General features: G+C 71.8%; 18 protein-coding genes. 4 read left to right on the forward strand and 14 right to left on the reverse strand.

Annotation, left to right across the window (positions count from 1 at the left end):
* Positions 1 to 15 precede the first annotated feature (15 nt).
* Positions 16 to 618, forward strand: a complete 603-nt coding sequence (locus tag AB0B72_RS27360; protein WP_367741871.1) for an N-acetyltransferase family protein — start codon at positions 16 to 18, stop codon at positions 616 to 618.
* 238 nt (positions 619 to 856) lie between these two features.
* Positions 857 to 1,726 (forward strand): 1,4-dihydroxy-2-naphthoate polyprenyltransferase, encoded by an 870-nt coding sequence (locus tag AB0B72_RS27365; RefSeq protein WP_367741872.1) that lies wholly within the window; start codon positions 857 to 859, stop codon positions 1,724 to 1,726.
* An 82-nt stretch (positions 1,727 to 1,808) separates the two neighbouring features.
* Here AB0B72_RS27365 and AB0B72_RS27370 read toward each other — a convergent pair whose 3' ends face one another.
* From AB0B72_RS27370 to rimP, 14 genes are all read right to left on the reverse strand, one after another.
* Entirely contained in the window at positions 1,809 to 2,330 is a 522-nt protein-coding gene (locus tag AB0B72_RS27370; protein WP_367741874.1) for a hypothetical protein, read from the reverse strand.
* A gap of 133 nt (positions 2,331 to 2,463) precedes the next feature.
* On the reverse strand, positions 2,464 to 3,201 hold the full coding sequence (dapB, locus tag AB0B72_RS27375) for a 4-hydroxy-tetrahydrodipicolinate reductase (protein WP_367741876.1): 738 nt from the start codon (positions 3,199 to 3,201) through the stop codon (positions 2,464 to 2,466).
* Positions 3,202 to 3,308: 107 nt separating this feature from the next.
* Positions 3,309 to 4,619, reverse strand: coding sequence for a M16 family metallopeptidase (locus tag AB0B72_RS27380; RefSeq protein WP_367741877.1), 1,311 nt, complete (start codon positions 4,617 to 4,619; stop codon positions 3,309 to 3,311).
* A complete protein-coding gene (locus tag AB0B72_RS27385; RefSeq protein WP_367741878.1) occupies positions 4,616 to 6,952 on the reverse strand; it encodes a polyribonucleotide nucleotidyltransferase in 2,337 nt (778 codons plus the stop codon). The genes AB0B72_RS27380 and AB0B72_RS27385 overlap by 4 nt, the downstream gene beginning before the upstream one ends.
* 363 nt (positions 6,953 to 7,315) lie before the next feature.
* The gene (rpsO, locus tag AB0B72_RS27390) at positions 7,316 to 7,585 is read right to left on the reverse strand and encodes a 30S ribosomal protein S15 (protein ID WP_367741879.1); all 270 of its coding nucleotides are present in this window, start codon (positions 7,583 to 7,585) and stop codon (positions 7,316 to 7,318) included.
* A gap of 190 nt (positions 7,586 to 7,775) precedes the next feature.
* On the reverse strand, positions 7,776 to 8,720 hold the full coding sequence (locus AB0B72_RS27395; protein ID WP_367741880.1) for a bifunctional riboflavin kinase/FAD synthetase: 945 nt from the start codon (positions 8,718 to 8,720) through the stop codon (positions 7,776 to 7,778).
* 88 nt (positions 8,721 to 8,808) lie between these two features.
* Positions 8,809 to 9,705: a tRNA pseudouridine(55) synthase TruB gene (gene truB, locus AB0B72_RS27400; protein WP_367741881.1), complete on the reverse strand. Its 897-nt coding sequence runs from the start codon at positions 9,703 to 9,705 to the stop codon at positions 8,809 to 8,811.
* Positions 9,706 to 9,747: 42 nt separating this feature from the next.
* Complete coding sequence (locus AB0B72_RS27405) at positions 9,748 to 10,758, reverse strand: bifunctional oligoribonuclease/PAP phosphatase NrnA (protein ID WP_367741882.1); 1,011 nt, start codon at positions 10,756 to 10,758, stop codon at positions 9,748 to 9,750.
* Entirely contained in the window at positions 10,755 to 11,255 is a 501-nt protein-coding gene (gene rbfA, locus AB0B72_RS27410; protein ID WP_367741883.1) for a 30S ribosome-binding factor RbfA, read from the reverse strand. Before rbfA ends, AB0B72_RS27405 begins: the two co-directional genes overlap by 4 nt.
* A gap of 48 nt (positions 11,256 to 11,303) precedes the next feature.
* Positions 11,304 to 11,603 carry a DUF503 domain-containing protein gene (locus AB0B72_RS27415; protein ID WP_367741960.1) on the reverse strand — a complete coding sequence of 100 codons (300 nt, stop codon included), beginning with the start codon at positions 11,601 to 11,603 and terminating at the stop codon, positions 11,304 to 11,306.
* Between the two features lie 64 nt (positions 11,604 to 11,667).
* On the reverse strand, positions 11,668 to 14,868 hold the full coding sequence (infB, locus tag AB0B72_RS27420) for a translation initiation factor IF-2 (protein WP_367741884.1): 3,201 nt from the start codon (positions 14,866 to 14,868) through the stop codon (positions 11,668 to 11,670).
* A gap of 177 nt (positions 14,869 to 15,045) precedes the next feature.
* A complete protein-coding gene (locus AB0B72_RS27425; RefSeq protein ID WP_367741885.1) occupies positions 15,046 to 15,348 on the reverse strand; it encodes a YlxR family protein in 303 nt (100 codons plus the stop codon).
* Positions 15,332 to 16,321: a transcription termination factor NusA gene (nusA, locus tag AB0B72_RS27430; RefSeq protein ID WP_367741961.1), complete on the reverse strand. Its 990-nt coding sequence runs from the start codon at positions 16,319 to 16,321 to the stop codon at positions 15,332 to 15,334. Before nusA ends, AB0B72_RS27425 begins: the two co-directional genes overlap by 17 nt.
* 23 nt (positions 16,322 to 16,344) lie before the next feature.
* Entirely contained in the window at positions 16,345 to 16,884 is a 540-nt protein-coding gene (gene rimP, locus AB0B72_RS27435; protein WP_367741887.1) for a ribosome maturation factor RimP, read from the reverse strand.
* Between the two features lie 158 nt (positions 16,885 to 17,042).
* Between rimP and AB0B72_RS27440 the strand changes: the two genes are divergently transcribed.
* Together AB0B72_RS27440 and AB0B72_RS27445 are read left to right on the forward strand one after the other, a co-directional pair.
* On the forward strand, positions 17,043 to 17,585 hold the full coding sequence (locus AB0B72_RS27440; protein WP_367741888.1) for a hypothetical protein: 543 nt from the start codon (positions 17,043 to 17,045) through the stop codon (positions 17,583 to 17,585).
* Positions 17,578 to 18,162, forward strand: coding sequence for a ferritin-like domain-containing protein (locus AB0B72_RS27445; protein WP_367741889.1), 585 nt, complete (start codon positions 17,578 to 17,580; stop codon positions 18,160 to 18,162). The genes AB0B72_RS27440 and AB0B72_RS27445 overlap by 8 nt, the downstream gene beginning before the upstream one ends.
* Positions 18,163 to 18,229 lie beyond the last annotated feature (67 nt).

Genomic DNA, 18,229 nt, shown 5'->3' on the forward strand with positions numbered 1-18,229 from the left:
AAAGGAGCCGGCCGAATGGGTGTTAGAGCTGCCCGCCTCGAGGATGTCGACGCGGTGACGAGCACCCAGATCCGGGCGTGGAAGGCCGCTTATCGAGACTTCCTGCCTCCCGGCCCACTGGAGCAGATGACCGGCCCGGCCGCGGAGAAGATGTGGCGCCGGCAGTGGGAGGAGGCCATCCTCGCGCCGCCCACACGGCTCCACCGTGTGCTGGTGGCGGTGGAACGGGTCGTGCCCGACACCGATGCCTTCACCGCCCTCGGCCCCGGGGGGATCCTCGCGACCGCGGCGCAGCGCGCGTCGGACCGGGTCGTGGGTCTGGCCTCGCACGGCCCGGCCGAGGATCCCGACCTGGATCCCTCCACCACCGCGGAGCTGCTGACGCTGCTCGTCGACCCCAACCACATCAGGCGGGGGCACGCGAGCCGCCTCCTCAACGCCACGGTGGACCACCTCCGCGAGGACGGCTACAGCACGATCGTGACGTGGGTCTTCGCCGACAACCACCCGATGCTGGGCTTCCTGGAGTCGACCGGCTGGGGCGAGGACGAGGCCGAGCGCGTCCTCGACATGGGACGGCCCATCCGCATGATGCGCCTCAGCACCGACATCAGCTGAACGCGGCCGGACTCCAGACGAACGCAGACGAACGCAGACGAACGCGGCCGTGCGTGGCGTCGAGCCGGCGGGAGACCGTTCCCTGTGGAGGATCGCATCGCGTGTGACCTGGGCGGTGTCGTCGCGTCTTCGCGCTTTTGACCCACGAACATCCGGTGCATTACGTTTCAGCCGCACGTCCTTCCGAGGCCCCGACATGTCCCTCGACGGCCCTGGAAGGTAGGAAATAGGGAGACAAGTGGCTACCCCAGCACAATGGCTCGCGGGCGCACGCCCCCGTACGCTGCCCGCCGCCGTCGTCCCGGTCGCCGTCGGCACCGGCGTGGCGGTCTCTGAGGGCGGCGCCGTCTGGTGGCGGGCCCTGCTCGCGCTGTTCGTCGCACTGGCCCTGCAGATCGGCGTCAACTACGCCAACGACTACAGCGACGGAGTGAAGGGCACCGACAGGGAGCGGGTGGGCCCCATGCGGCTCGTCGGCTCCGGCGCCGCCGCGCCCCGGCAGGTGCTGGCCGCGGCCCTGGGCTGCTTCCTCGCGGCGGCGGTCGCCGGGCTGGTGCTGGTGGTGGCCACCCGCGCGTGGTGGCTCCTGCTCGTCGGGCTCGCCGCCATCCTCGCCGCCTGGTTCTACACCGGAGGCTCCCGACCGTACGGCTACCGCGCGCTGGGCGAGATCTCGGTCTTCGTGTTCTTCGGCCTGGTGGCGGTGGCCGGGACGGCGTACGTGCAGGCCGAGCGCCTGACGTGGCTCTCCGTGGCCGCCGCCGTGCCGGTGGGCCTGCTCGCCTGCGCCCTGCTGGTCGTCAACAACCTCCGGGACATCGGCACGGACGGGACGTCCGGCAAGCGCACGCTGGCCGTGGTGCTGGGTGACCGCCGGACCCGGACGCTCTACTCGCTGGCGCTCCTCCTGCCGTTCGCCTTCGCGCTCGTGCTCGCGCCGGCACGCCCGTTCTCGGTGCTCGCCCTGCTCGCCCTGCCGCTGGCGCTCGCGCCGGTGAAGGCCGTCCGTGCCGGGGCGACGGGCCCGGCGCTCATCGCCACCCTGCAGCAGACGGGCCGCCTCCAGCTGGTCTTCGGCGCCCTCTTCGCCATCGGCCTGGCCCTGTGACACCCTTCCGGCCCTGACAACGAGTACGGCCGCCACCCGGGTTCGGGCGGCGGCCGTCACGTCACATGACGGTCGGCGCCTGTCAGGCCCCCGCCGGGGCGACGCTGCCCGCGATGCCCCTGATGAGGTCGATCACCTCGTCGAACCGGGTGTCCATCCGGTCCAGCCGGGACTCGACCGCGTCGAAACGAGCGTCGACCTGATCGAACCGCGCGTCCACCGCCGCGAACCGGGCATCGACCGCGGCGAAGCGCTCATCGATCTGATCGAACCGCGCGTCCACTTCGGCGAACCGGGCATCGACCGCGGCGAAGCGCTCGTCGACGGCGATGAACCGGTCCTCCATCGCGGTGAAGCGGTCGTCCATCGAGTCGAACCGCTGGTCCATGTGAATGAATCGGCTCTGGACCTCCGCACGGAACTCGGACATGTCGTCGCGGAGCGCCTGGATCATCCGGGTGTTGCCGCCCTGCGCCCGCTGGATGTCCAGCCGAGCCCGCTCCACCTTGTTGTCGACGCTACCGAGAAGGATCTTGACGGACTGCATGTCCATCTCGATCGGGGCGAAGCGGTCCTCGAACTCCATGCCGGCCATGATGCTCATGCCTTTCTCCTGGGGGGTGTCGGCAGACAGGCCGCCCGCGTGGCGGCCCGGACCAACCTTGGCCGACTTCGCGCACCCCCCGCTACCTGGGGCGATATGTCCCGTGCAGAGAATCGATCCCGGAGGTTGAGGTTTATAGGTCCAGCAGGCGGTCCAGCCCAACCGTGAGGCCGCCGAGCTCGCGGACCCGGCGGACGCCCAGCAGGACTCCGGGCGTGAACGAGGACCGGTTCATGGTGTCGTGCCGGATCGTGAGGATCTCCCCCTCACCGCCGAGGATGACCTCCTGGTGGGCGATCAGCCCGGCCAGCCGTACGGCGTGGACGTGCACGCCGTCGACGGAGGCGCCACGGGCGCCGTCGAGCTCGGAGGTGGTCGCGTCGGGAGAGGCACCGAGCCCGGCCTTGCCGCGGGCCTCGGCAACCAGCTCGGCGGTCCTGCGCGCCGTGCCGGAGGGCGCGTCGGCCTTGTGGGGGTGGTGCAGCTCCACGATCTCGACCGACTCGAAGTACTTGGCGGCCTGCTGGGCGAAGTGCATCATCAGCACGGCCGCGATGCCGAAGTTGGGCGCGATGAGGGCGTTGGTCCCGGGGCGGGCAGCGAGCCAGCCCCGCACCGTCTCCAGCCTGGCGGCGTCGAACCCGGTCGTGCCGACCACCGTGTGAAGGCCGTGGCCGATGCACCACTCCAGGTTGCCCATCACCACGTCGGGATGGGTGAAGTCCACCACCACCTCGGCCCCGGCCAGCGGGTCGAGCGGGTCGTCCTTGTCGACCGCCGCCACGAGCTCCAGATCATCGGCCGCGTCCACGGCCTTGCAGACTTCGACACCCACGCGCCCTCGGGCGCCAAGCACACCGACCTTAATCACGGCCCAAGGTTATAGCCCCGGCATGACGGAGCCGCGCGAACCCGGAAGGGCGCGCGCGGCTCGGCGGGAGTCATCCGGGGAGCCCGGAGCGATCCCAGAACGCGGGCTCAGGCGATGGCGAAGCCGAAGTCCTTGTCGGGGTAGGGGCCGATCACGGCGAGCGTGAGCGGCCGGTTGAGGATGTCCTGGGCGACCTGCTCGATGTCGTCGGGCGTGACGGCCTCGATCCGGGCGAGCACCTCGTCGACCGACATGAGCTGCTCGTAGACGAGCTCGCTCTTGCCGATCCGCGACATGCGGGAGCCGGTGTCCTCCAAGCCCAGCACGAGCCCGCCGCGCATCTGGCCCTTGCCCCGGACGATCTCCTCGGCGGTGATGCCGTCGGTCACGACCCGGGCTACCTCGTCACGGCAGATCTTCAGCACGTCGTCGACCTTCGACGGCAGGCAGCCGACGTAGATGCCGAACTGGCCGGTGTCCGCGTACTGGGAGGTGTAGCTGTAGGTGCTGTAGGCCAGGCCGCGCTTCTCCCGGATCTCCTGGAACAGCCGGGACGACATGCCGCCGCCGAGCGCGGCGTTCAGCACGCCGAGCGCGAAACGGCGGTCGTCGGTGCGCGAGACGCCGGTGGTGCCGAGCACGAGGTTGGCCTGCTCGGTCGGCCGGTCCACCACTCGCACGCCGGAGCGGCTGGCGACCCCGGGGCCGCCGATGCGCGGCACCGCGGGCTCCGCCGTGCCGCCCAGCGCGCCGGCCCGCTCATACGCGGCCGCCACCAGCGCGACCACCCGCTCGTGGTCCACGTTGCCCGCCACCGACACGACCGTGCGGGGCGGCAGGTAGAAGCGCTGGTAGTACTCGCGGATGCGGTCACGGCTGAGCGCGTTGATCGACTCCTCGTTGCCGAGGATCGGGCGGCCGATCGGCGTGTCGCCGTACAGCTCGGCGGAGAACTGCTCGTGCACGACGTCCGACGGGTCGTCGTCGTGCATGGCGATCTCCTCAAGGATCACGCCGCGCTCGGACTCCACGTCGTCGTCAGTGATCAGCGAGGAGGTCACGACGTCGGCCAGCACGTCGATCGCGAGCGGGAGGTCCTCGTCCAGCACGCGGGCGTAGTAGCAGGTGTACTCCTTGGCGGTGAACGCGTTGATCTCACCGCCGATGCCCTCGATGGACGCGGAGATCTCCATGGCGTCCCTCGTCGCCGTGCCCTTGAAGAGCAGGTGCTCGAGGAAGTGGGTCGCGCCCATGTGCTCGGGCGCCTCGTCACGCGACCCGATCCCGACCCACATGCCGACCGCCACGCTGCGGACGGTCGGCATCTCCTCGGTCACCACGCGGAGTCCTCCGGGGAGGACGGTACGGCGGATCGCCCCCGCACCGTCCTTGCCCGGGTACAAGGTGGTGGTCGTCACGAGTTGCGCTCGTCCCGTCCGCCGCGGGTACGGCTGCGGCGCGGACGGGCGCCGCGCTCGTCGGCGGAGTCGGCCGCGGCCTCGGCGGGCACGTCCGGCGTCGCGTCGCCCGCACCGGCGGGGGCGGAGCCGTTCGAGCCGGTGGCGGCCTTCTCGGCGGCCTCCTTCTCGACGACCTCGACCGGCACCAGGGAGAGCTTGCCGCGCGAGTCGATCTCGGCGATCTCCACCTGGATCTTCTCGCCGACGTTCATGACGTCCTCGACGTTCTCGATCCTGCGGCCGCCGTGCAGCTTGCGGATCTGCGAGACGTGCAGCAGGCCGTCCTTGCCGGGCAGCAGCGAGACGAACGCGCCGAAGGCGGCGATCTTGACGACCGTCCCCAGGTAGCGCTCGCCGACCTCGGGCATGTGCGGGTTCGCGATGCCGTTGATGATCGTGCGAGCGGCTTCGGCCGACGGCCCGTCGACGGCGCCGATGTAGATCGTGCCGTCGTCCTCGATGGTGATCTCGGCGCCCGTGTCGTCCTGGATCTGGTTGATCATCTTGCCCTTCGGGCCGATGACCTCGCCGATCTTGTCTACCGGGACCTTGATCGTGATGATGCGCGGCGCGGTCGGGTTCATCTCCGCCGGGGAGTCGATCGCCTCCTGCATCACGTCGAGGATCGCGAGCCGGGCGCCTCTGGCCTGCTTGAGCGCGGCGGCCAGCACGCTGGCCGGGATGCCGTCCAGCTTGGTGTCCAGCTGCAGCGCGGTGATGACGTCCTTGGTGCCGGCGACCTTGAAGTCCATGTCGCCCATGGCGTCCTCGGCCCCGAGGATGTCGGTCAGCGTGACGTACTGGTCGCCCTCGCCGATGAGGCCCATCGCGATGCCGGCGACCATCTCCTTGAGCGGGACACCCGCGTCGAGCAGGGCCATCGTCGAGGCGCAGACCGACCCCATGGAGGTCGAGCCGTTGGAGCCGAGCGCCTCCGACACCTGCCGGATGGCGTACGGGAACTCCTCGCGCGACGGCAGGACGGGCACGAGCGCCCGCTCGGCCAGCGCGCCGTGACCGATCTCGCGCCGCTTGGGCGAGCCCACGCGGCCCGTCTCACCGGTGGAGTACGGCGGGAAGTTGTAGTTGTGCATGTAGCGCTTGGTCCGCTCGGGATTGAGCGTGTCGATCATCTGCTCCATGCGCAGCATGTTCAGCGTGGTGATGCCCAGGATCTGGGTCTCGCCGCGCTCGAACAGGGCCGAGCCGTGCACCCGCGGCACCACGTGGACCTCGGCGTTGAGCTGCCGGATGTCCTTGGGGCCGCGCCCGTCGATGCGCACGCCCTCCTTGATGACGCGCTCGCGCATCAGCTTCTTGGTCAGCGAGCGGAACGCGGCGCCGATCTCCTTCTCGCGGCCCTCGAAGTCGGGCAGCAGCTTCTCCGCCGCCAGCGCCTTGACCCGGTCGATCTCGAGCTCGCGCTCCTGCTTGCCCGCGATGGTCAGCGCGGAGGCCAGCTCGCTGCGGACCGCGCCGGTGACGGCCTCGAGCGCGTCCTCCTGGTAGTCCAGGAAGACCGGGTACTCGGCGGTCTCCTTCGCGGCGACCTCCGCCACCTTGGCCTGCGCCTCGCACAGCACCTTGATGAACGGCTTGGCGGCGTCGAGGCCCTGGGCCACGGTGTCCTCGGTGGGCGCGACCGCGCCCTCGGCGACGAGCTTGAGGGTGTCGCGGGTCGACTCGGCCTCGACCATCATGATCGCGACGTCGCCGTCGGGCAGGACCCGGCCGGCGACGACCATGTCGAACGTGGCCCTCTCCAGCTCGGAGTGGGCCGGGAACGCCACCCACTGGCCGTCGATCAGCGCGACGCGGACGCCGCCGATCGGGCCGGAGAACGGCAGCCCGGCGAGCTGCGTCGACAGGCTGGCCGCGTTGATCGCGACCACGTCGTACAGGTGGTCCGGGTTCAGCGCCATGATCGTGGCGACGACCTGGATCTCGTTGCGCAGGCCCTTGACGAAGGACGGGCGCAGCGGGCGGTCGATCAGGCGGCAGGTGAGGATGGCGTCCTCCGACGGCCGGCCCTCACGGCGGAAGAACGAGCCGGGGATCCGGCCCGCGGCGTACATCCGCTCCTCGACGTCCACCGTGAGCGGGAAGAAGTCGAGGTTCTCCTTGGGGTTCTTCGAGGCGGTGGTCGCGGAGAGGACCATCGTCTCGTCGTCGAGATAGGCGACGGCGCTTCCCGCCGCCTGGCGCGCGAGGCGACCGGTCTCGAACCGGATCGTGCGCGTGCCGAATGAGCCGTTGTCGATGACGGCTTCCGTGCTGTGGACACCCTCCACGGGGGACCTCCTTGGTGGTCGGTCTCCCGCGTCCGTGCGTATGCCGGGCTCCCCGTTCAGGTGCAGTGCCGGTCTTCGATCGAAGCGCCCGGTTCCGTCTGTACGGCTGTCGCCGTGCCGACCGGGGGCCACTACCGAGGACCGGCCCTCTCACGCCGCGGGATCGCGCGTGCTGCTTTGCTTGCGGACGCGGGGCACATGTCTGTCGGGTCGAGTCGGCCTCCCGGCTCCCTCTCCCTCTCGGCTGTTCAGTTGTACGAGCCGCCCGCGCCGCCTTCCGGCGGCCACGGGCCCTTTCCGTCCCGGGCCGTCGCGGCCCGTTACGAGAAGGGAGCGGCGAAGCATCGCCGCTCCCTTCTTACACTATCGGCGCAGACCGAGCCGCTCGATCAGGGAGCGGTAGCGCGTGATGTCCTTGGCCTGCAGGTACTTCAGGAGCCGCCGGCGGCGGCCGACCAGCAGGAGCAGCCCGCGCCGGCTGTGGTGGTCGTGCTTGTGGACCTTCAGGTGCTCGGTCAGGTCGCTGATGCGCTTGCTCAGCAGCGCGATCTGGACCTCCGGGGACCCGGTGTCGCCCTCTACGGTGCCGTACTCGGTGACGATCGACTTGGTGGTAGCGGCGTCAAGCGACACTGCTTCTCCTTCGTGTGGGAGGCACGCGCAACAACTTCGAGCCCGCGAACGACCGTGCGTGCCTACAGTCGCCGTGACAGGACAGCCGGGTGACGTGCGACGCCACCACAACAGGGCTGACAAACAAGGCTACCATCGCGCCCGGGTGACTCGCACAGTCACCGGCCGGCCACGTACGGAAGCTGCCCGTTCAGGCGGTGACCTCGCGTGCCCGGGCGACGTCGCCGTGCATCTGCTCGATCAGCGCCTCGATCGAGTCGAACCTCAGCGTGTCCCGCAGCCGCTCGGCGAAGTCCACCGCGACGTGCGCCCCGTAGAGGTCGAGGTCGTCGCGGTCCAGCGCGTACGCCTCCACCGTGCGCTCCACCCCGTCGAACGTCGGGTTCGTGCCGATCGAGATGGCGGCCGGCCAGCGCTCCCCCTCGTACGGCGAGGGCGCCTGGAGGCACTGCAGCCAGCCCGCGTACACGCCGTCGGCGGGGATGGCGGTGTCCGGCGGCGACTCGACGTTGGCGGTGGGGAAGCCGAGCGCCCGGCCGCGCTGGGCGCCCCGGACCACCACGCCCTCCACGCGATGCGGCCGGCCGAGCATGACGGCGGCCCCCGCCACGTCACCGGTGTCGAGCCGCTCCCGGATCAGCGTCGAGGAGATCGCCTCGCCGTTGCTGACGAGGGGGACTCCCACGGCCGCGAAGTCGTACTTCTCCCCCAGCGTCCGCAGTGTCTCCACGTCGCCTGAGGCCTTGTGGCCGAAGCGGAAGTTCTCCCCGACCACGACGCCGGCCGCGTGGAGGCGGTCGACCAGCGCGGTCTGGACGAACTCGTCGGGCGACATCCGGGAGAACTCCAGCGTGAACGGCAGAACGCACACCGCCTCGACGCCGAGCGACACCAGCAGCTCCGTCCTGCGGCGCGGGGTCGTGAGCCGGGGCGTGTGCGGGCCGGGCCGCACGACCTCGTCGGGGTGCGGGTCGAAGGTGACGACGACGGCGGGCAGCCCCAGGTCGCGGGCCATGCCGACCGCGCGGGCCACCATCTGCTGGTGGCCGAGGTGCACGCCGTCGAACACGCCGATCGTGACGACGGACCTGCCCCAGTCCTCCGGGACGTCGCCCAGCCCGTGCCAGCTCTGCACCTCGACCTCGATTCCTCTAGCTCTCGCGCAGTAGACAAGCCTGCCATGCCCCCGGCCGTACGGAGGACCCAGCCCCCGGCCGGGGTCCTCAGGCGAAGACCACCAGCGGCCTGGCCGCGCCCGCGCGTTCCTCGGCGAGCGCGAGCAGCGCGCCGTCAGGGGCGAAGACGCCCACCGGGCCGGGCCCCACGCCCGCGGCGGGCAGCCGCCCGCCGTGCGCGACCAGCCGCGCCTCCTCCTCCGTCACGTCCCTGCGGGGGAACGCGGCGGCCACGGCGTCGGCGATCGGCATGATGACGCATTCGCGCGCGAGCTCGTCGATCGTGCGGGCCGCGTCGATCCCGTACGGCCCGACGCGGGTGCGCCGCAGGGCGGTCAGATGGCCTCCGACGCCGAGGGCGGCGCCGAGATCGCGGGCCAGGGAACGGATGTAGGTGCCGCTGGAGCAGGTGATCGTCGCGTCGACGTCGACGGTCTCGGCGGAGCGCCGGATGGCGGTGACCTCGAAGCCGCTGACGGTGACGGGCCGGGCGGCGAGCTCGACCTCCTCACCGGCGCGGGCCCGCTTGTAGGCCCGCTCGCCGTTCACCTTGATGGCGCTCACCTGGGGCGGGACCTGGAGGATGGGGCCGGTGAGTGCCGCGATCCCCTCGTGGACGCCCTCGTCGGGCACGTGCCCGGCGGCGACCACGGCGGTCACCTCACCCTCCGCGTCGTCGGTGTTCGTCGTGACGCCGAGCCGGATGGTGGCCTCGTAGACCTTCTCGGTCAGCGCGAGGTGCCCCAGCAGGCGGGTCGCCTTCTCCACTCCGACCACGAGGACGCCGGTCGCCATGGGGTCGAGGGTGCCGGCGTGGCCGACCTTGCGCGTGCCGGCGACGCCGCGCATCTTGCTGACGACATCGTGGGACGTCCACCCGGCGGGCTTGTCCACGATGATCAGCCCGCTCGGCGGCGGTGTGCGTCTGGCTCTGGGCGTGCTCATGAGTCGTCCAATGTCGTTGCGGGCCGGGCCGGCCCGGGCGGGTCAGCCGGCGCCGGTGAGGAGGGGGCGAAGGGCCGCGATTGTCTCCTCCGGCGGAAGCGAGGAGGAGAAGCCGGCGGCGCGGGCGTGGCCGCCACCGCCGAGAGCGCCGCAGGCGCGGCTCACGTCCACGGCGCCCTTGGACCGGGTGGAGACGTTCCAGGTGCCCTCGTCGTCCTCCTTCAGCACGACCGCCACGTCGGCCTCGTCGACCCGGCGCACGACGTCGATGACGCCCTCCACCTCGTCGTACGGCAGGCCGTGCGGCGCGCGGTCGGCCCGGCTGACGTAGGTCCACACCAGCCCGTGGCCGGCCGCCTCGGACGGCTCCAGCCTGACCCGGCCGAGCGCCGCGCCGAGGACCGGCAGGTAGCCGAACGGCGAGCGGTCCCACAGCTCCCGGGCGATCTCGGCCGGATGGAGCCCTGCGGCGATCAGCCGCCCGGCCATGGCGTGGGCCGCCGGAGTCGCCGCCGAGTGCCTGAACGACCCGGTGTCGGTGACGAGCCCGGTGTAAAGGCAGGTGGCGACGTCGCGGTCGATCGTGAGCCCGAGCCTGCCGATGAGCTCCTCCACGACCATCGTGGTCGCGGCGGCCGAGGGGTCGACCAGGTGGACCGACCCGAAGCGCGTGTTCGACACGTGATGGTCGATCACCACGAGCTCGCCCGCCTTGCCCGCGTAGGGGGCGAGCAGGCCGAGCCGTTCCATGGTGGACGCGTCGAAAGTGATCATCAGGGAGGGCTCGGCCGGGTACGCCGAGGGTTCCACCAGCAGCTCCTGGCCGGGCAGGAACCGCAGGAGACGGGGGACGGAGAACGCGCGGTCGCCGAACGACGCGGTCACCTTCTTGCCGGCCCGCGCGAGCGCGAGGCCGAAGCCCAGCATGGCGCCGAGGGCGTCGCCGTCGGGGGACACGTGGCACGCGAGCGCCGGCGAGCCGGCGCCGCGGATCAGCTCGACCACCTGCTCCCAGTCCGCCTCGGCGATGGGGGCACCGTTCGTGGCGGTCACCTCGCGCGGCGCCCCGCCCGGTCGGAGGTCTCGTCCTCGCCCGCCTCGCCGGTCGTCTCCAGCTCCAGGTCGCCCTCAAGGTCGTCCTCGAACCGGTACGGGTCGGCGTCGCCGGCGAACGTGGCCCCCTGGGCCTTCTTGGCGATCTCCTCGTCCTTGGCCCGGGCCACGGCGAACAGATCGTCCATGTGGCGGGCGCTGTCCGGCAGCGGGTCGTGGACGAAGGCGAGCGTCGGCGTGTGCCGCAGCCCGGTCTGGCGGCCGACCTCGGACCGGATGATCCCCTTGGCGCTCTCCAGGGCGGCGGCCGTGTCGGCACGCTCGGCCTCGGAGCCGAAGACGGTGTAGTAGACCGTCGCGTCGCCCAGATCGGCGGTGATCTTGGCGTCGGTCACCGTGACGAAGCCGAGGCGGGGATCCTTGATCCGCCGCTCCAGCATCTCCGCGACGACCTGCTGGATGCGATCGGCCAGCTTTCTGGCGCGCGCTGCGTCCATGCTCACGCTCCCTCGTTCGATGTACGGCTGACGCGCGGGCCGGGCCGTCTATTCCTCGTGGTCGTTGAAGAGCCGCTGCCGCGCCGACAGCAACTCGATCTCCGGGTGGAAGGCCACCACGCGTTCACACGCCTCGAGCACCTCGTCGCAGTTGGCCGCCGAGGCCGACACGACGGCGACGGCGATCTCCGCGCGGCGGTGCAGGTCGAGGTGGCCCGTCTCGGCCACGGCGACACCGGGGAACCGCCGCTGTATCTCGGCGACGAGCGGGCGGATCAAGGAACGCTTCTGCTTCAGCGACTGCACGTCGCCGAGCAGGATGTCCAGGGTAAGGGCGCCTATGTACATGAAGGTCACACCGCTGAGGTGACGCCGAGCCGCCGCCCCCGGACGGGGGCGGCGGCGTCGGGCGTCAGGCGCGCGGCTTCTCCTGCATCTCGTACGTCTCGATGACGTCTTCGATCTTCAGGTCGTTGTAGCCGACCCCGATACCGCACTCGAAGCCCTCGCGGACCTCGGTCGCGTCGTCCTTGAAGCGACGCAGCGACGAAACGGTGAGGTTGTCGGCCACCACGACGCCGTCGCGGATGATCCGTGCCTTGCTGTTGCGGGTGATCGTGCCCGAGCGGACCATCGTACCGGCGATGTTGCCGATCTTCGGGACCTTGAAGATCTCGCGCACCTCGGCGGTGCCGGTGCGGACCTCCTCGAACTCCGGCTTGAGCATGCCCTTGAGGGCCGCCTCGATCTCCTCGATCGCCTGGTAGATGACCGAGTAGTACCGGATGTCGACGCCCTCGCGCTCGGCCAGGTCGCGCGCCCGCACCTCGGGACGCACGTTGAAGCCGATGATCACCGCGTTGTCGTCGGCGATCGCGAGGTTGACGTCGTACTCCGTGATGGCGCCGACCGCGCGGTGCAGCACGCGGAGGTTGACCTCCTCGCCCACGTCGATCTTGAGCAGGGCGTCCTCCAGGGCCTCGACGGAACCGGAGACGTCACCCTTGATGATGAGCTTGAGCTCGTCGACCTGGCCCTTCTCGAGGTCCTTGAACAGCTCCTCGAGAGTGCGGCGGCGGCCGGACTTCGCCATGTCGGCGATCCGCTGCCGCGCGGCCCGCTGCTGGGCGATCTGGCGCGCCATCCGGTCGTCGGTGACGACGATGAAGTTGTCACCGGCACGCGGGACGGCGGTCAGGCCGAGCACCAGGACCGGACGCGACGGGTCGGCCTCTTCGACCGTGTCCCCGTTGTCGTCCAGCATCGCCCGGACGCGGCCGAAGGCCTCGCCACAGACGATCGAGTCGCCCACCCGGAGCGTGCCGCGCTGCACGAGCACGGTCGCCACCGGGCCGCGGCCCTTGTCCAGGTGCGCCTCGATCGCGAGACCCTGAGCGTCCATGTCCGGGTTCGCCCGCAGGTCGAGCTCGGCGTCCGCGGTCAGCAGGATGGCCTCGAGCAGGTTCTCGATGCCCAGGCCCTGCTTGGCGGAGATGTCCACGAACATCGTGGAGCCGCCGAACTCCTCGGCCACCAGGCCGTACTCGGTGAGCTGGGCCCTGACCTTGGTCGGGTCCGCGCCCTCCTTGTCGATCTTGTTGACCGCCACCACGACGGGCACGTCGGCGGCCTGGGCGTGGTTGAGGGCCTCGATCGTCTGCGGCTTCACACCGTCGTCGGCCGCGACCACCAGCACAGCGATGTCGGTGGCCTGCGCACCACGGGCACGCATGGCGGTGAACGCCTCGTGACCCGGGGTGTCGATGAAGGTGATCTTCCGCTCTTGGTCCTCGTGCACCGTCGCCACCTGGTAGGCGCCGATGTGCTGCGTGATGCCGCCGGCCTCGCGGGCCACCACGTTGGTGTGGCGGATCGCGTCCAGCAGCTTCGTCTTACCGTGGTCGACGTGGCCCATGACGGTCACGACCGGCGGGCGCGGCGCGAGGTCGGCCTCGTCGCCCTCGTCCTCACCGAACTCGATCTTGAAGGACTCGAGGAGCTCTCGGTCCTCCTCCTCCGGGCTGACGACCTGGACGACGTAGTCCAGCTCGGCGCCGAGGAGCTGCAACGTCTCCTCGTTGACCGACTGCGTCGCGGTCACCATCTCGCCGAGGTGCAGCATGATCTGCACGAGCGAGGCGGGGTTCGCGCCGATGCGGTCGGCGAAGTCCGACAGGGAGGCCCCGCGCGGAAGGCGGATCGTCTGCCCGCCGCCCCGCTGGACCTGCACGCCGCCGATCGACGGCGCCTGCATGTTGTCGAACTCCTGGCGCCTCTGGCGCTTGGACTTGCGGCCACGGGTCGGACGGCCGCCGGGACGCCCGAAGGCACCCGCCGTACCGCCACCGCGGCCACGGCCGCCGGCGCCACCGGGACGACCGGCGAAACCGCCGCCACCGCCACCGGGACCGCCACCGGCGCCGCCGGGACGGCCTGCGCCCGCGGCACCCGTGCGGGGACCGCCGAAGCCGCCGCCACCGGGACGGCCACCGCCGCCACCGCCACCGGGACGACCGCCACCGCCACCGGGACCACCGGGACGGCCACCGCCGCCACCCGGACGACCGCCGCCACCGGGACCGCCGCCCGGACCCGCCGGACGGCCCTGGGGCATCATCGACGGGTTGGGACGCGGGCCGCCGGGACGCGGGCCACCGGCGCCGGGACCGGGACGCGGACCGCCCATGCCCGGAGCGGGACGAGGCCCGCCGGGACCGGGACGCGGGCCGCCGGCACCCGGCGCGCCACCGCGAGCGGCGGGCGGACGGGGCATGCCCGCGTCCCGGCCGCCGTCACGGCGAGGCTCACGAGGACCGTCGGCGGGGCGGTCGCCCCGATCCGGACGCCCTGGCGCGCCGTCACGGGCACCGGGACGCGCGGGCCGCTGGCCCATGCCGCTGGCGTTCGACGAGAACGGGTTGTTACCCGGGCGCGGGCCACGAGGGCCCGGCTTGGGACCGCCGGCACCGGGGCGTGAACCGCCTCCGGCGGGCGCGCCGGCACCGGCCGGCGCTCCAGGAGCCGGGCCGCCCGCACGGGCGGCCGGAGCCGGAGCCGGTCGCGGACCGGGCTTCGGGCCGGGCCCGGCGGGACGCTGACCGCCCATCTGCGGACGGGGCGCCTCGGCACGGACCTCGGGCCGCGCCTCCGGACGTGCATCAGCGCGCGCCGCCTCGGGCCGTGCCTCTGGACGCACCTCGGGCCGCGGGGCCTGCTGCGGACGGGCGGCCTCGGGGCGCGCCACGTCCGGCTGGGCCGCCGGCGGATGAGGCATGGGGACCGGACGCGGTGCGGGACGGGGACCCGGCTTCGGGCCCGGCCTCACTCCTGCGTCGGCCGACTGGGAAACGGGCGCCTGCGGGACGCCCCCGTTGGCCTGGCTCTCCGCCGGCCTTGGCGCCGGCCTGTGCGGCTGCGCCTGACGGGCGGGTTTGCCCCCGCCCCTGGAGGCGTCACCCTTGTTGAACGCCTCTGTGAGCTTACGGACGACCGGCGCCTCTATCGTCGATGACGCCGACCTCACGAACTCGCCCATCTCGGTGAGCTTGGCCATCACGACCTTGCTCTCGACTCCGAACTCCTTGGCGAGCTCGTACACCCGGACCTTCGCCACTGCACTCCCTAACTCGGCCCGGGAGGCAGTGCCGCCGGACCGTCGCTACCTGAACGTACTCATCGCCGCGTGCTCATCAGGCGCTCATAGCAATCTGACTCCGCCCATCAACTCGGCGTCCTACATGACATTTCCGTGCCCTGGCCCCGGGCTGATCCAGGGGCCAGCGGTAACCCTTCACCCGGACCGTCCGTGCGTCAACCCCTCGAGGTGAGCGCGCAAGACCGCCACGTCAAGCGTCCCCTGCGCGCGAAACGCGCGGGTAAACGCGCGGCGACGTTCTGCGAGCTCCAGACAGCGCGTGGACGGGTGCAACGACGCACCACGTCCCGGGAGCCGTCCTCGTGGATCGGGGACGATGACGCCCTCGACCACTACCAGGCGGAGCAACTCGGACTTTACCGTGCGAACCCGGCAACCCACACACGTTCTCAGCGGGGTCGCCTGGTGACCGTGTTCCAGCTTACCTTGCCGACGCATCAGCGGGATCAGCCGGTGCCTCCTCGGTGTCCGGCCTGATGTCGATGCGCCATCCGGTCAGCCGGTTGGCGAGGCGGGCGTTCTGCCCTTCCTTGCCGATCGCGAGGGACAGCTGGTAGTCGGGCACGATGACCCGGGCCATGCGGCCGTCCGCGTCGACGACGTCGACACGGGAAACACGGGCCGGGGACAGCGCATTCCCCACGAACTCGGCGGGGTCGTCGGACCAGTCGATGATGTCGATCTTCTCGCCGTGCAGCTCGGTCATCACGTTGCGCACCCGGGCGCCCATCGGGCCGATGCACGCGCCCTTGGGGTTGACCCCGGGCTTGCGGGACCTCACGGCGATCTTGGTGCGGTGTCCGGCCTCGCGGGCGATGGCCGCGATCTCGACGGTGCCGTCGGCGATCTCGGGGACCTCAAGCGCGAAGAGCTTCTTCACGAGGTTGGGGTGCGTGCGCGACAGCGTCACCGACGGGCCCTTGGGCCCCTTCTTCACCTGCACCACGTAGCAGCGGATGCGCTCGCCGTGCGTGTACTCCTCGCCGGGGACCTGCTCGTTGTGCGGGAGGATCGCCTCGATCTTGCCAAGGTCCACCAGCACCATCCGCGGGTCCTTGCCCTGCTGGATGATCCCGGCGACCAGCTCGCCCTCGCGGCTGGCGAACTCGCCGAAGTTGATCTCGTCCTCGGCGTCCCTGAGCTGCTGCAGGATCACCTGCTTGGCGGTGGTCGCGGCGATCCGGCTGAAGTTGCCCGGGGTGTCGTCGTACTCCCTGACGACCTCGCCGCCCTCGTCCAGCTCGGCGGCCAGGATCGTCACGTGGCCCGAGACCCGGTCGAGCTCGGCACGGGCCTTCTGCGCCGCGCCCTCCGTGCGGAAGTACGCGATCAGCAGTGCGTCCTCGATCGCCTTGACGACCAGGTCGAAGGAGATGTCCTTCTCCCGTTCGAGGCTGCGCAGGACGCTCATGTCAATGTCCACAAGGCTCCCCCTTAGCCCTCGTCGCCGACGCCGGCGCCATCGCCGGCCTCGACGTCCTCATCAAGACCATCATCCAGCTCGTCATCGAGCCCCTCGTCCCCGGCGCGGTTGAACTCGACCTGCACCCTGCCCCTGACCAGCTCGCCGTACGGGAGGCGGCGGGCGCCGTCCAGCTCCACGCCGGACTCGTCGGCGCCGGTCACGCGTCCCTCCACGGAGGCGCCGTCGAGCAGCTCGGCCTTGACCAGCCTGCCCCGCGCCCTGCGCCAGTGGCGCGGCTCCGTGAGCGGCCTGTCGACCCCGGGGGAGGTGACCTCCAGGACGTACGGGCTGCCGCCCAGCACGTCGGCGTCGTCGAGGTGCTTGGAGATCGCGTGGCTCACGTCGGCCACGTCGTCCAGGCTCACGCCGCCGTCGCGGTCGACCACCACGCGCACGAGCCGTCGCCGGCCCGCCGGGGTGACCGTCACGTCCTCCAGGTCGAACCCCTCGGCGGCGACCACCGGCCCGAGAAGCTCCACCAGGCGGCCGCGTCGAGCGTCGCTGCCCATTGCCGACCTCCCATTTCGCCGGGTACCTCGTCCGATGTGCCAACAGCCTATCGACACCGCGATGCGGATCAGCGCACAGCCGGACGGCGAGCCGACACGAGCACGACCAACGTCACGAAGCGGTGACTACTGGGCGGCGCGCCGTACGATGCTATGTCGTGGAGACGACCGGCGGAGCACGGGTGACCAGGCGCCTGGTCCTGCGCACTGCCGGGGGCGCCATAGGGGGCACCGTCGGGGGTGTCGCGGCGGCCGGTCTGGTCGCCGGCTGCTCCTCCCGTACAGCGGAACCTCGCAGGCCCAAGCCGCCGGATCCCCAGACCGTCCTGCTGAGATCGCTGATCGCGGGCAAGGAGCAGATGATCGAGCTCTACCAGCGCGCGGCGCTGTCGCAGGCCCGGCTCGCCGGCGCTCTGGAGCCGTTCCGGCAGCGCCACGTCGCCCATCTCGCCGCCCTGCGGGCGCTGCTGCCCAAAGAGGCGGCGGCCACGCCCTCCGTTTCCGGCCTCTCCCCTACGGTCTCGGCTTCGCCCTCGGCTGAGGGGGTGTCCCTGAGCGGGCTCCGCGACGCGGAGCGCAAGGCGTCCGCCGCGCGGCCCGCGCAGACGGCCGGCGCCTCCCCGGCCCTCGCCCAGCTGCTGGTCAGCGTCGGCGCCTGCGAGGCCGTGCACGTCGTGGCGCTCGGGAGGGTGCGTGGGTGAGGCGGCCGACGCTCTCGCCAAGGCCCTGTCCGCCGAGCACGCCGCCGTGTACGCCTACGGGGTGGTCGGCGGCAGGACGTCGGGACGGCTCCGCGCCCGGGCCACGTCGGCCTTCGACGCCCACCGGGCGCGCCGCGACCGGCTCCGCACGCTGATCGAGCAGCGGGGCGGCCGGCCGGCCGAGCCCGGCCCGATGTACCGGCTGCCGTTCGAGGTGCGCACCACGGCCGACGCCGTACGGCTCGCCGTGATCGTGGAGGAGCGTCTCACCACCGCCTACCTGGAGCTGGCCGCCGACCGGGATCCCGCGCTGCGGCGGCTCGCCGCCGCGGCCGCGCAGGAGTGCGCGACCCGGGCGTACGGCTGGCAGCCGGTCGTGAACGCGTTCCCCGGCATGCCGCAGCCGGCGGGCGCCTCCCCCTCACCGGCGACGGCCGAGCCCGCGACCGCCGGCCCCGGCGTTTCGCCGGACGACCAGGCTCCGTCTGACAGCGAGGCTCCGTCTGACAGCCAGGCTCCGCCGGACAGCGAGGCTCCCACAGACGCCGGGGCCACGGTGGACGGGGGCGGCCAGTGACCGGCCACTCCACCGCCGGGACCTGAGGCCCATAGCGGGCCGTCGCGGTCGCAGCGGCCGTTGAGGG

It is taken from the genome of Microbispora sp. NPDC049125, from assembly GCF_040802045.1.
GTDB lineage: Bacteria > Actinomycetota > Actinomycetes > Streptosporangiales > Streptosporangiaceae > Microbispora.